General features: G+C 47.2%; 10 protein-coding genes. 9 read left to right on the plus strand and 1 reads right to left on the minus strand.

Going from position 1 to position 14,604, the window contains the following annotated elements; translation table 11 throughout:
* Nucleotides 1-76: 76 nt before the first annotated feature.
* From H9626_RS12585 to H9626_RS12625, 9 genes are all read left to right on the plus strand, one after another.
* Nucleotides 77-2,365 carry an outer membrane beta-barrel family protein gene (locus H9626_RS12585; RefSeq protein WP_191710706.1) on the plus strand — a complete coding sequence of 763 codons (2,289 nt, stop codon included), beginning with the start codon at nt 77-79 and terminating at the stop codon, nt 2,363-2,365.
* A gap of 267 nt (nt 2,366-2,632) precedes the next feature.
* Nucleotides 2,633-5,371 carry a TonB-dependent receptor gene (locus tag H9626_RS12590; protein WP_191710707.1) on the plus strand — a complete coding sequence of 913 codons (2,739 nt, stop codon included), beginning with the start codon at nt 2,633-2,635 and terminating at the stop codon, nt 5,369-5,371.
* 20 nt (nt 5,372-5,391) lie between these two features.
* Nucleotides 5,392-6,606 carry a DUF4876 domain-containing protein gene (locus H9626_RS12595; protein ID WP_191710708.1) on the plus strand — a complete coding sequence of 405 codons (1,215 nt, stop codon included), beginning with the start codon at nt 5,392-5,394 and terminating at the stop codon, nt 6,604-6,606.
* Nucleotides 6,607-6,666: 60 nt separating this feature from the next.
* Nucleotides 6,667-8,208 carry a DUF6850 family outer membrane beta-barrel protein gene (locus H9626_RS12600; RefSeq protein ID WP_438616947.1) on the plus strand — a complete coding sequence of 514 codons (1,542 nt, stop codon included), beginning with the start codon at nt 6,667-6,669 and terminating at the stop codon, nt 8,206-8,208.
* 18 nt (nt 8,209-8,226) lie between these two features.
* Entirely contained in the window at nt 8,227-8,811 is a 585-nt protein-coding gene (locus H9626_RS12605; RefSeq protein WP_191710710.1) for a hypothetical protein, read from the plus strand.
* Complete coding sequence (locus H9626_RS12610; RefSeq protein WP_191710711.1) at nt 8,795-9,370, plus strand: PepSY-associated TM helix domain-containing protein; 576 nt, start codon at nt 8,795-8,797, stop codon at nt 9,368-9,370. Before H9626_RS12605 ends, H9626_RS12610 begins: the two co-directional genes overlap by 17 nt.
* 166 nt (nt 9,371-9,536) lie before the next feature.
* A complete protein-coding gene (locus H9626_RS12615; RefSeq protein WP_072546072.1) occupies nt 9,537-10,424 on the plus strand; it encodes an ABC transporter ATP-binding protein in 888 nt (295 codons plus the stop codon).
* Between the two features lie 24 nt (nt 10,425-10,448).
* Nucleotides 10,449-11,120, plus strand: a complete 672-nt coding sequence (locus H9626_RS12620; RefSeq protein WP_072546071.1) for a hypothetical protein — start codon at nt 10,449-10,451, stop codon at nt 11,118-11,120.
* Nucleotides 11,121-11,145: 25 nt separating this feature from the next.
* Nucleotides 11,146-12,174 (plus strand): DUF4857 domain-containing protein, encoded by a 1,029-nt coding sequence (locus H9626_RS12625; protein ID WP_191710712.1) that lies wholly within the window; start codon nt 11,146-11,148, stop codon nt 12,172-12,174.
* 441 nt (nt 12,175-12,615) lie between these two features.
* Here the strand turns inward: H9626_RS12625 and H9626_RS12630 are convergent, their stop codons facing one another.
* Nucleotides 12,616-14,589: an alpha-L-arabinofuranosidase family protein gene (locus H9626_RS12630; RefSeq protein WP_191710713.1), complete on the minus strand. Its 1,974-nt coding sequence runs from the start codon at nt 14,587-14,589 to the stop codon at nt 12,616-12,618.
* Nucleotides 14,590-14,604: the final 15 nt, after the last annotated feature.

Consider the following 14,604-nt stretch of genomic DNA (forward strand, 5'->3'; position numbering starts at 1 on the left):
CGTTAACCATGAAAGCAAAAGCTGCTTTCTATCTTTGCGAAGTCAAAGATAAAGAAAATATTAAAAACGAATTGATATGAAAAGATATTTTTTGATGAGCATCTTGTTATTGGCTGGTGTGTTGACGAGCCTGAGCATGGCACAAACGTTGTCGGGGAAAGTGACAGACAGCCGGGAACGACCGATTGACGGTGCTACGGTGGTGCTCCAGCGTATCGATTCAACGTTTGTTGATGCTGCCGTGACAGACACTGCCGGATTCTTTTCTTTGAATCAGGTGCCGGAGCATTATCGTTTGATTTTCCAGCATATTCTGTACGACACGGTGGAAAAAGAAGGTAAGGGAAGCGATGCCGGCGTAACGGTGCTGAAGGAAAAAGATTATGCGCTGGGCGAAGTGGTGGTGAAGGCAGACCGCCCGCTGGTAAAGGTGGAGGGCAGCCGGCTGACTTACGACATGCCGCAACTTACTGCCAATAAGCTCGTAACGAATGCTTATGAAGCGATAAAGGAGCTTCCGGGCGTGATGGAACAGAACGACGTACTGACACTTGCCGGAACTTCTTCGCTGAGCATCATATTAAACGGGAAACCGTCGTCGATGACTTACGAACAACTGACAACTCTCTTAAAGGCGATGCCGGCTTCGCGCGTGGAGCGGGCGGAAGTGATGTATAGCGCTCCTCCGCAGTACCACGTGCGCGGCGCGGCTATCAATCTCGTGCTGAAAGGTTATAAGGAAGGCGAAGGAGGTTTGCAGGGCGAAGTGAACGGCAGCTACGTGCAGTTGGATGAGGCGGGTGGAAACGGCGGTGTAACGTTGGCCTATACCTCGCCTAAGTTTGATGTCGACTTTATGTATAATCTTAACGACCGTTACAGCCGTCAGTCGATGGAGTTTGACGCACTGCATACGGTAGCTGGCGAAACGCATGAGATTCACCTGTCGGACAACGGCGAAGGTAGGGGCATCAGCCACTTGTTCCGCTTGGGAGGCGCCTATAAGTTCAGTGAAGGAAATCAGCTTGATTTGAATTACACCACAAACTTTACGCCCAACGGTACTAACGATTTACGGGCATGGGGAAATATTTCCAACTCGCGGAATTACCACGAAAGCGACGAACAGATGCACAATGCCGCGTTGAGCTATACATCCGACTTCGGGCTGAAAGCGGGTGCCGACTATACATTTTATAAGAATAAAGATACGCAAGATTTCTCCGATACGGGAACAGACGGGCAGGAGTCTGCATTTGTCAGTAACTCCGAGCAGCGTATCGACCGATGGAAGGTGTACGCCGACCACAGCCTGATGCTTCCGAAAGACTGGACACTGAATTATGGAACATCATTTACTTACGTCAACGACCGGAACATGCAGCGTTACAATCTGCTCGAAATGAGCAGCGATAACACCGACAGCCGCATCGACGAATATACCTATAATGCGTATGTGGGTTTCGACAAGAGTTTCAATCCACGGTGGAGTCTTAGCGCGTCTGCCGCCGTAGAGTATTACAAGATGGAAGATTACGAAAAGTGGGCGGTTTATCCCACGATGCAGTTGAGTTACGTGCCGTCTCCGTCGCATATCCTTCAGCTTTCTTTCAGCTCGGATAAAACTTACCCCGACTATTGGACGCTGAGCGGAACGGTGGGCTACCTCAACGGTTATCAGCAGTCGGTGGGAAACGCCTATCTGAAACCCTATACCGATTACAGCGCTGCGCTGACATACATCCTCAAGAGTAAGTATATCTTTCAGGTGAGTTACGATTATCAGCCCGATTATTTTATGCAGATGGTGTATCTTGATTCCGAACGCCTGCGGTCTGTGTATAACTACCAGAACTGGGATTACAACAACCAGTTGATTCTGACAGCCGTTATTCCGTTCAAGGTAGGCGGGTGGTGGGACAGCCGATTGACGCTGAATGCCCTGTTCGGACATGCCAAAGCGAGTCATTACTACGATGCACCCTTCGATAACCGGCAGTGGACCGGCATCGGTTCGTGGACGAATACATTCATCCTCAGCCAAAAGCCGAACATTAAGTTCGAAGTCACCGCTTTTGGTCAAACCAAAGCCTTGCAAGGCAGTTACCGTATTCAGCCGATAGGTTCTGTCAATGCAACCCTGCGCTATACCTTTGCCGGAGACAAAGCCATGATTCAACTGAAAGGAACCGATATTTTTAATGGATATAACCATTTCAATATGAAAGTGCGCAACGGGGCGCAGCATCTCGACATGGGTGTGGCAAACTATCAGCGCGGTATTACCCTGTCGTTCAGCTACAAGTTCGGCGGATATACCAAGAAAGAATCAAAAAATGTAGACACCTCCCGGTTTGGTTTGTAACGGTCTGTTTGGCGGTGAAAAATTCTACCCATAGAACCGGCCAACGCTATGGGTAGAATCGGTCAACGCTACCGCATGAGATGACCAACGCTTGCGGTAGCGTTTTGAGGGGGATGAGCGTAGACGATATTCCTTTGGAAATGAATCAAAAGCAAAATACTCATGTTTAGGTATTGCGCCTGCCCGAAATCACCTTTTAATACCTAAAAGTGGGTATTGCCGCAGCTGTGGGCGATTCGTACTTTTGTAAACCAAATAAAGGATGAGATGGTTTGCAAAAGTATATACGTACTTCTTTGGTTCATAACATTGGGTAATGTATCTTTTTTATGGGGGCAGACATTTGCGTTTAGAGGTGTTGTGTTAGATAAACAGACCCATCAAACGTTAGATTATGCAACGGTTCAGTTATTTGTTGGGAAACAAATTGCTTATGGAGGCATTACAGATGCGAACGGGCGTTTTGAGCTCCCCCACATCCGGCCCGAAACTTATCGGGTGGTTGTTTCGTATTTAGGATATGATACCGTAGAAAAAGAAGTAAAGGTTGTTCAGGATATTTCAGAAACGTTTTATTTAAAGTCTTCGGCAACGGCGCTGAACGAGGTTGTTGTAACCGCTTCCGAGTCGAAGTACGCCGCCAGTGCATCCATAATCGACCGCACGGCGATGAAACACCTTCAGCCCAGCAGTTTCAGCGACTTGATGGAATTGGTACCCGGAGGTAAGTCGGCCGACCCCCAGATGGGGCAGGCAAACCTGATTCGTATCCGCGAAACCGGTCAGACATCGACGCTTTCTTCGTTGGGCGTGGGGTTTTTCGTCGACGGTGTGTCCCTGAATACAGATGCCAACCTGCAATACATGCCGGGCAGCACTTCCAGCGTAAACGCCACCAGCACGATGGCGAAAGGAGTGGATATGCGTACCCTTTCCACCGACAATATCGAGAAGGTGGAGATTATCCGAGGTATTCCTTCTGTGGCGTACGGAAACGTGTCGAACGGCGCAGTGATTATCCAGCGCAAAACCAGCGAAAGTCCCTTGTCTGCACGCTTCAAAGCCGATAAAACCAGCAAACTGTTTTCGGTAGGTAAAGGAATCAGGCTGGACGGCAACGGACGTTATATTTTAAATGCCGATGTCAATTATCTGGATGCAAAGATTGACCCGCGCAACAGTGTGAAAAACTATACGCGCTTCACGGCGTCTGCCCGTCTGGATAGCAAGTGGCTGTGGAACGAGCGTAACATCCACTGGAATATCAGTACCGATTATACCGGTTCGTTCGACGATGCAAAACGTGACAAGGATGCCACCGTAAAAGAAGACGCTTACAAGTCGGATTTCAACAGCCTGAAGGTGGCAGGCAAATGGAATATGAAGTTTCCCGACCGTTCATGGATTCGGGAGATAAACCTGACCACCTCCGTCAGCCAGCAATGGGAGAAAATGCGTGAAACGAAATCGGTCTCCCTCAACCGTCCGGCAGCCATATCCATTCAGAAAGAAGAAGGAGAATCTGACGGTATCTATTTACCATACAATTACGTGGCACAAATGGAAATCGACGGTAAGCCCTTATACGTTACGGCTGCGGCACGTACCCGCTTGGCTTTTCCTGTCGGCATGTTGCGTAACGAGACGAACATGGGCGTGGAGTGGAATTATCAGAAGAATTTGGGCGAAGGACAAGTGTTCGACGTCACGCGCCCCATCAGTGAAAGCATGAGTACCCGTCCGCGTCGTTTTAAAGACGTGCCGGGGCTGCAACCTTTTGCCTTCTATGCCGAAGAGGTTTTACATCTTCCCGTACAAAGCCATAAACTGTCTCTTACGGCGGGTGTCCGCTTGCAGTCGCTGTTGGGGCTTGACAGCCAATACGAGATGAAAGGCAAGGTATATCCCGACCTCCGTCTGGATTTGCAATGGCGTTTGCCTGCATTCAATGGATGGAATATCACTTTTTCCGGCGGTTTGGGATGGATAAGCCGTATGCCTACCATTTCGCAGCTTTACCCCGACCTGAAGTATGTCGATTTGATTCAGTTGAATTATTATCATACCAATCCCGATTACCGTCGCATCAACATGATGACGTATAAGTGGGACAATACCAATTATCAGTTAGAGCCGGCACGTAACCGGAAGTGGGAGGTTCGCGCCGATATAGGCTATAAAGGGAATCGCTTGTCTGTTACTTACTTCCGCGAGCGGATGAACAACGGTTTCGGCGACCTGACATATTACAAATCGCTGGCTTATAAACTCTATGACCCGTCGAGTATTGACGGCTCTACGCTGACTGCTCCTCCCGAACTGTCGGAACTGGCTTATACCGACGAATATAATCTTGACGTATATTCTACCGTGGGCAACGTGATGAAAATGGAGAAAGAAGGCGTGGAGTTTCAATTCTCATCCAAACGAATCGAACTGCTGAAAACCCGCGTTACGGTGTATGGGGCGTGGATAAAAAACATTTATAGCTCAGACGTTCCGAAATATAAGGCTTCCTCCATTTTGCTGGATAATAAGCAGTTGGAATACGTTGGATTATACGAGGGCGAAGAAGGAACAGAAAGTCAGGCGTTTAATACCAACTTTATGTTTGACACCTATCTCCAGCGTTTGGGCTTGACCTTTTCAACTTCACTGCAATGTACATGGTACACTAATCGCCGTAATCTGTGGAACGACGGTATGCCGGTAAGTTACATCGACCAGTCGGGCGAAACCTATCCTTTCCGTGCCGAAGATGCAGAAAATATCCAGTTGCAGCATCTGGTAGAAAAGTATTCGGCTACCTATTTCGAACGTACCACCGTGCCTTTCTACATGGATGTCAACTTAAAGGCAAGCAAGCGAATCGGTAAATACCTGAATCTGTCGTTTTACGTAAACCGCATCTTGGGCATTTATCCCGATTACACCTTGAGGGGAGTATTGCAACGCCGGACACCGGAATCGCCTTATTTCGGCATGGAAATGAACTTGACTTTTTAATAATCTAAAATAAAAGAGTAATGAATATGAAAAAAAATCAATTAGCTCTGGCTGTTCTCTTTGCGGCAGCATTGGGATTCAGCGCATGTAGTGACGACGAAGGAGTAAGCATGTCCGACGTAAGTATTTCTGCCACTGTAAATACAACAATCGAGGGGTTGCAGATAACCTCCGGTACTTATACATTCGAGAACGTGAATACATCTGCTAAGACCGATGTAAGTTATCCTACCAGCCTTATTCAGTTAGCGGATGGATTATATAACGTTACTTTCATCGGGAAGGGGACGTATTCGCAGAACGGAACTTCGGTAGAGGTAAACGTGCAGGGAGTACAGCAGAACGTGACAGTTTCAGGCGGTTCGTGCAAGCTGGACTTGACGGCACACGTGGTGAATACAGGCGATGCCGACTTCGTGATTGCCGAAATATTCCTCCCCGGAACTTATAACGAGGCCGGAAAGCAGTATAACGGAGACCAATACGTGCGCATCTACAACAACTCAGATACGGTTCTGTATGCAGACGGACTGGTATTCATGGAATCGCAATTCACCACCACACAGAAATATCAGTCGGTAGACCCGGATATCATGAACGAAGCGATTGCGGTAGGTTCTGTGGTAGTAGTACCGGGTAACGGAACAGATTATCCGGTACAACCGGGAGAGTCTTTTATTATCTGCGATAACGCCATCAACCACAAAGAGGCTAACCCGAACTCCATCGACCTGAGCAATGCCAACTTTGAATGGTACATCGAATCGAAACAAGACGTAGACAATCCGGCTGTTCCCAATATGGATATCTATTATTGCTATACCAAGACCATCTGGATACTGAACAAGCAGGGTAACCGTGCTTATGCCATCGGCAGACTGCCCGAAGGAATGACGAAAGAACAGTATATCGCAGATTATACTTACGACTACACGTATGTATTGCAAAGCGGAACGGTAAGCAAGCCTCAGAGCAAATATAAATTCCCTAACGAATGGGTGATAGACGCTGTGAATATCGGTGCTACCAATGAATGGCAGTGGAATGTTACGGCTACCGAACTGGATATGGGGCATACCTATATCGGCGTAAATAACACCGTGGCAGAAAACATCGGCAAGTGCGTAATGCGTAAGGTGGCTTATACGGATAATGACCGCGAGGTACTGCAAGACACGAACAACTCTACCGTTGATTTCACGCCGGCTGCCACTCCGAGTTTGTTTGCCGAATAATCAGAAACGTTTTTGTTGACATAATAAATCTTTGTTGTTTGTTTTATGATACGAATCCGGATGCGAATAGTTATAACGTTATTGGTTGCTTTCATTGGGACGAATGTGCAGAAAACCGTCGGACAAACGGTTGCCGATACGCTTTCATTACCTGATAAGGTAAGCCGTATGGGCTCGTTCGCAACCGGATTTCGCGGTGAAGTATGGCAGAATCCGGCACTGTATTATTATTACACTCCGTATACGTGGACAAGTGTGGATGTAAACGCCGTCCGTCATGATAAGGGCAGGGCAGCTTTGAAGCAAGAAGGCGATAACGATGCTCACGTCGGAGTAGATGTACATTCGTTTGTTATTCTGTCGGAGCATAATCGGGTGTTTGGGTCTGCCGGATACCGAAGCCGGAAACAAGACAATGTATTGTGGAACGAGAACATCGACTGGGAGTTGGTGGCTCCTTATGTAACAGGCGATTCAATAGGTGGTTTCCTGAAGGGAGAGACTTATTATTTCAATGGTGGATATGCCGATGAATCGGGGCGTTGGACATGGGGGCTGACCGGAGGTTACAGAGCTTCTCATAATTATCGGGATAAAGACCCACGTCCGCGCAATACGGCTTCCGATCTTTCTTTCTCCGCAGGAGGAGGCTATCGTTTGGGTACGTATCGTATAGGAGTATCCGCCGATTTCCGGTACTACCAGCAGAACAGTGAGATTTCGTTTCTTGCCGACAAAGGTTCTACTTCAGTATACCATGTATTGGGGCTGGGGATGGATTATGCGCGTTTTGCAGGGAATCAGACCGGAACAAAATATCAAGGTATGCAGTGGAAAGGAAGTGTGGGCATCCTGCCGGCAGATGCGGAACAGGGAATATCTGCCGTGGTTTCAATGGGACACATGGCTCTGGATAAGAAACTGAGCAGTGCCAATAATCTCACATTGCTGGAGCTGGGTACTACAAACTTGGATGGGAATGTGAGTTGGCTGCGGACTTCTTGGAAGGGAAATACTTTCGGTGTAAAGCTGAAAGCGAAATATACAGTCCGTAAGGGAACGGAAAATCTCTACGGTGAGGCTGGCGGGAGTTCGTACGGAACACTGATTAGTACCTCGCCGGGGATAAAGATTGCCGACAGCAGGATTTCGGCAGAGGGACTGTGGGAAAAACTTCCGTATGGTGAACGGACATGGGGCGGAGCAATCATCCCTAACGTTACTTGTCATCGGTGGAGGGCCGATTACAACACGGTGTCTCGTTTCGTCCATCTGTCGGCATTGTCCGGTTCGTTGCGTGCCCGTTTGCACTATCAGATAAACCGTTTGCAGTTGGCGGCAGAAGCCAACGGCGGTTATTACGCCAACCTCTCGGCTGAATATGCTTTGCCGGGATTGGATACTTCGAAATCATCGGCACAAACCTTGTTGGCGAATATCACTTACTTGTCCGACAGTTACGGCTGGACAGGAGTCCGCTTGCAGGGAAACTATCCGATAAAGAAATACAGTTTGTCGTTGTCATTCCAATGGCAGGGCACTTATTATAAAAAATGCGGAACGGCCCGGTATGCCGCTTGTTCACTGGGCGTCTTTTTCTAAAACTAAAAATGATAATGTATGAAAACTAAATTGATGGTTGCTGCCGCTTTTATGGCAGCTATGGTAATGATTACCTCTTGTGGAAACAGTAATAAGCAAAGTCAGTCTGAACAAACGGAACAGGCTGCTCCGTCGGCGTTAAGCATTGATGATTTGCTCTCGGATGCCGATTCGCTGGTAAACAAGGAGGTAACGATTGAGGGGATTTGTACACACACTTGCAAGCATGGCGCTACGAAAATGTTTTTGATGGGCAGCGACGATACTAAGACGATCCGGGTAGAAGCCGGTCCGTTAGGCTCGTTTGATACCCGTTGCGTCAATGCCATTGTCACGGTTACCGGAACATTGAAAGAGCAGCGCGTTGATGAGGCTTATCTGCAAAACTGGGAAAGCCGGCTGAAAGCGCAGACCGAAAAATCTCATGGCGAAACGGCTGCCGGATGTGATTCGGAGAAGAAAGCACGCGGCGAAACAGCGAATACTCCCGAAGCACGCATTGCCGATTTCCGTGCGAAGATAGCTGAAAGAAAAACAGCTACTGGAAAAGATTACCTGTCGTTCTATTACTTGGAAGCAAGTTCTTATGAAATTCAAGAGTAAAGGAGCGGCGTTTCGCAAATGGAGTAGGACGGTTCATCGCGAACTGTCATTCTTCTTTGCCGGAATGATTCTGATTTATGCTGTCTCAGGTCTCGTAATGAACCATCGGGATAGCATAAATCCTCATTATACGGTTACGCGGAAAGAGTATAAGGTAACAGCGGACTTGTCTGACAAAAACAAGGTGAATGACAAGGTGATTCTGGCATTGCTGGAACCGTTGGGCGAAGCGGAGAATTTCACCAAATATTATTACCCGAAACCGGATAGGATAAAAGTTTTCCTGAAAGGAGGCTCCAGCTTGGTGATTGACACCCGGACGAACGATGCGGTGTATGAAGGATTGAAGCGCCGTCCGCTCATCTCCCCGATGGTGCAGCTTCATTTTAATCCCGGCAAATGGTGGACTTGGTTTGCCGATGCTTTTGCTGTCTGCCTGATTTTAATCACCCTCAGCGGCATTGTGATGATTAAAGGGCCGAAGGGATTATGGGGCAGGGGAGGTATAGAACTGGTCATCGGTATTCTAATACCGGTCATCTTCCTTGCGTGTTTTTAAAACTTGTTGATAATCAGGGCGCCAGCTGTGACGGTTAGTCCTGTAAAATTCATGCGGTAGAATTGGTCGGTTCTATGGGTAGAATTCATCAGTTCTATGGGTAGAGTTGGTTCGTCCTATGGGTAGAATTTTTCAAGGTATCAAAAAACGGAAAAAGATATAAAGAATGAGTGCAATAATAGAATGTAAAAACCTGACTCATTATTACGGCAAACGTAAAATTTATGAGAACCTGAGCTTCGATGTACCTCAGGGACGTATTTTAGGACTGCTGGGTAAGAATGGTACAGGGAAAACAACAACTATCAATATTTTGAGCGGTTATCTTCAACCGCGTTCAGGGGTGTGTCGCATATTCGGAGAGAATATTCAAACCATGAATCCCGCCCTGCGCCGGAACATCGGTTTGCTGCTGGAAGGGCATGTTCAGTATCAGTTTATGAACATTACACAGATAGAGAAGTTTTATGCTTCTTTCTATCCGGGGCAATGGAAAAAGGAGGCATATTACGACTTGATGAATAAGCTGAAAGTGGCTCCGGGGCAGCGCATCTCGCGCATGTCGAACGGGCAGCGTTCGCAAGTGGCGTTGGGGCTGATTCTTGCCCAAGACCCTGAACTTTTGATTTTAGACGATTTCTCTTTAGGGCTTGACCCCGGCTATCGTCGGCTTTTTGTTGACTATCTGCGCGATTATGCCCGCTCTGAAAATAAAACCGTTTTCCTGACTTCTCATATTATTCAGGATATGGAGCGGCTGATTGATGACTGTATCATTATGGACTACGGTTCTATCCTTATCCAGCAGCCTGTTGAAACATTGATGAAGAACCTCCGACGATATACTTGTACCGTACCCGAAGGCTATCAGCCTCACTTGCCGGAGAGCTGTTATCATCCGGCGGTGATTCGGCAGACATTGGAAACCCATTCTTTCCTTCCGCCTGCCGAAATGGAGGGACTTTTGAAACAGTCGCAAGTCCCCTATACCGATTTGCGGTACGAACACGTAAGTCTGGAGGACGCCTTCATCGGGCTTACCGGAAAGTATTAACATTAAACAGAAAAAGAGAAACGTATGATACAAGCCATATTTTATAAAGAGTGGATAAAAACACGCTGGTATTTGCTGTTGGCCACCCTGTTCATGATAGGAATCACGGGATACTCCATGCTTCGCGTCAGTCGCGTGATAGCCATGCAGGGAATCGACCATCTGTGGGTGGTTATGGTTCAGAAAGATGCCATATTTGTTGATTTGTTGCAATATGTTCCGCTGCTTACCGGTATCCTGCTGGCAGCCGTACAGTTTTTTCCCGAAATGCAACGCAAGTGCTTGAAGCTGACTTTGCATCTGCCTTACTCGCAGAAGAAGATGATTCTGGCTATTCTGGCTTTCGGGCTGCTTGCGCTGGCTGCATGTTTCGCCACGAGTTTCATCATCATGGGCATTTACCTGCCCCAGCACTTTACGGGCGAGTTGGTTCGGCACATTCTGCTGTCGGCAGTTCCGTGGTTTCTGGCAGGTGGTGCAGGCTATTTGTTCGTGGCGTGGATTTGTCTGGAACCCACATGGAAACGCCGGGTGCTGAATCTGATTATTGCCGCATTGATTTGCCGCATCTACTTCTTGGCTCCGGCACCCGAGGCCTATAACAGCTTCCTGCCCGTGCTGACCCTGTACACGCTGCTCATCGCTTCGCTTTCATGGATTTCCGTGGTGCGGTTTAAAGCCGGTAAACAAGACTGATTAATGATTAAAAAATGAAACAAAGATGATTCGATTCAGTAAAATATTTCTTTATCTCACCGTGGCGGTTCTGCTGGTATGGCAGTTGCCGTGGTGTTACGCATTCTTTACAGCCAAACCGGTGAAAACCCCGTTTACGATGTACAGCTCGGTTTTGGGCGATTTCATATTCATTCAGACGGACGCGAACAAGCAAATCCGACGCAGCGATACAAAGGGAAACACCTATACGCAGCAACAGGTAGACAGCCTGCTTCCTTCGTTTTATGTGCGTCAGCTTACGGCAGACGAGCGTTTTCCCGATACCATCTGCGGCAAAGCAGTCAGCCCGAAAGACATTCAAATGACGAACTTTACCTTTAAAAGTGTGCCGTCGGCAATCAACGCTCCCCAAACGGGAATTTATTTCCTGATGGAATCGATGTCCAAGCGGGTGGAGCTGAAGATGCCCGATGACGCTTTCCGTTTTACCGGTAAAGGCATTGAGTTTATCCGCATGGAGACAAACCGGATAGACGAACCGAAAAGCAAGCAGTTTACCGACATGTTGCTCCAAAAAGGTTTTGTTTTTCCCGCCAGCTATGCTTCGGGCAATCCTACCACCCGTAAAGATTACGACGAAGGATACTTGGTGCTGGACGCTAACCACCAACTGTTTCACTTGAAATGTACGAAAGGCCGTCCGTATGTAAAAGCCATTCGGCTGCCCGACAATGTGCGTCCGGAATACGTCTTCATCACCGAATTCCGCAGCCGTCAGACGTTAGGATACATGGTAGACAGCCGACATCATTTCTATGTGATTCAGAGCGACGGGAGTGTCATCAAATCTGCCATTCCCGCTTTTGACCCCACAAAAGATGAATTGACCATTTTCGGAAACATGTTTGATTGGACTGTGAAACGTTCGACAGACAAAGATGATTACTACTATGCCTTAGATGCCACCGACTATTCGCTGATAAAAGAATATGCTTATAAAGACATACGTCGTTCGGTTCCGGGGCTGTCGTTTACATCTCCTGATGATAAGTTCGTAAAACCCCGGTTTTGACAGGCATACTTCTGTTTCTACGGTTTGTTTTTTAGTCGGAGAGTCAGTAGCACTATTTTCTGCTGCTGACTTTCTTTGTTTATGTGAATTTGATTTTATTTGATTTACGGACATAAAAAAAGGAGTACCGCTGTACTCCAACCTTTGTTAACCTTAAAATCTAATACTATGAAAAACACAATGCAAAGATACGGACTTTTGGGTAATAGGCAAACGTTTCGTTCAAGAAAGTGTGTTTTATAACATAGTTTAAGAGTTGGCTCGTTGTCGTTTAGAGCCTTTTGTCTATTTGTACGACACGCTCTAAGACTTTTGAGATAATTTCTGACGATTGCACTTGACAGGCTGTTAAAAGTAACGCGGACTTCCACGATTGACGGTTTGTCGACCTGTGAAAGCCCGCGTTTAAATGAGCTATTAATAGCAAGAGAAAAATGTTTATTATAACTTCTTAAATTTGTAGACAGCAAAAGTCATTGCGCCGATTTCGGTATTCAAAGTATTTCCTTCGATGTTTACGGCAGATTCTTTCGGCACGATAGCATTCGGATTGTCTAACGTGTTTTCAGCATCAAGGTTGTCTGAGTGAAGCGTAATCAGTTTGCCTTCGCCTAATTTCTCTGACTTTTTCAAACCTTTAAATTCCAGATTGATGGCTTGAGCTTTGTCGGAGGTATTGGCTATTTTGACAATGTAAGTCTGGGTAGGTTCATCCCACACGGCGCTTGCAAACAGTCCGTTCTGACCTTCCTGACCGCTTACTGCCTGTTTGTTCATGGTGAGCGGAACAACGTTAGTTCCCTTGTTGTGTCCGTATAATGACTGTACGTACCAGCTGCAAGAGCGTACAGAACGCAGGTTGTCGAACCAAATCAAGTCCGGACGCCATTGCCATCCTTCTACATGAGCCAGCAGCGGAGCGTAAGTAGCCATGTGAACTACATCGGCATTGCGTTCAACCCCTGTAAGGAAAGCAGCTTCGAGCAGTGAGGCATGGAAATGATTCCATTTCTTTCCGTCGCCGTGGCAAGCATATTCACCGGCAAATACTTTCGGCCCTTTCCGGTCGTAATTATCATAGCGGTTTCCTGATTTCAAGAACCAGCTTTCCGGACGGTAGAAGTGTTCGTCTACAAGGTCTACTTTGAGTTTCTTCATTTCCGGCCACAAGTAATCGAAATCTTCGCCTTCAGACTGTGGACCGGATGAACCGATAATTTTCATATCAGGATAAGCCTTGCGGATGGCTTCGACAAACAGTTTCAAGCGTTCCGGATATTCAGGTCCCCATTGTTCGTTACCTATTCCGATGAATTTCAGGTTAAATGGAGCCGGGTGTCCCATGTCGGCACGCAGTTTACCCCATTTCGTATTGGTGTCGCCGTTTGCAAATTCGATGAGGTCGAGTGCATCTTGGATATAACTGTCTAATTGGTCTACGGGCACATGCGCTTTCGGATCATCGTTCTGATATTGGCAAGACAAGCCGCAGTTCAGTACCGGAAGCGGTTCGGCGCCCATGTCTTCGGCAAGTAAGAACAGTTCATAGAATCCCATGCCGTAAGTCTGGAAATAATCCGGGTAAAAGCGGTGTGGGAACGTATAATGCCAGCGGTTTTCGTTAATCGGTCGGTTTTCTACCGGTCCTACCGAGTTTTTCCAGTTATATCGTGTAGCCAAGTCTGTACCTTCAACGATACATCCGCCGGGGAAACGGAATACTCCCGGTTTGGTATCAGCCAAAGCCTGTACGAGATCTTTGCGCAAGCCGTTTTCGCGTCCTTTCCAAGTATCTACCGGGAATAAAGAAACATGTTCCAAATCTACGCTGCCCGGCGATGCAAGGAATATGCGCAGGTGAGCCTTTTCTTGTGTTTCGCCCGGAGTAAGGATTACTTCGTATTTTTTCCACTCTTTCGAGTTGATGGCAACGTCTTGCGAAGTGATCACCTGAGTTTCTCCCATCGAAGCATTGTTAATCAGCTCTACCTTGATTTTTTGATTCTCGCCGCGTGCCCACACCGTAAAACGGTATTTTTCGTTTGCTTTGATACCGATTCCGAAGAAGCCTTCGTTTTCGATACCCGTACGTTTGTGAGCATGTCCCGGGTCGGAAAGACGTACATAGTGCGGATTACGTTCAAACGGTCCGTCGTTTTGAAGAGTTACTTTTCCGAAGATGTCCCATCCCATGAAGTTCTGCGGAAAGTCGAACGAACGGTTTTTTACCAGTTCGGCATACAAACCTCCGTCTGCGCCGTAATTAATGTCTTCAAAAAAGTGTCCATACATGGTCGGTTGGATTTCTGCCCCGATTTTGTTGGCTTGAATGACCATGTTATTTGCGTTTTGCGCATTCAGGTTCATGCCGGCTGATAACGCTAACGCCGATAAAAATGCTAAGTGTTTGTTCATGGTTAGTAATTATTG

It is taken from the genome of Phocaeicola faecium, assembly GCF_014837055.1.
In the GTDB taxonomy this organism is placed as follows: domain Bacteria; phylum Bacteroidota; class Bacteroidia; order Bacteroidales; family Bacteroidaceae; genus Phocaeicola; species Phocaeicola gallinarum.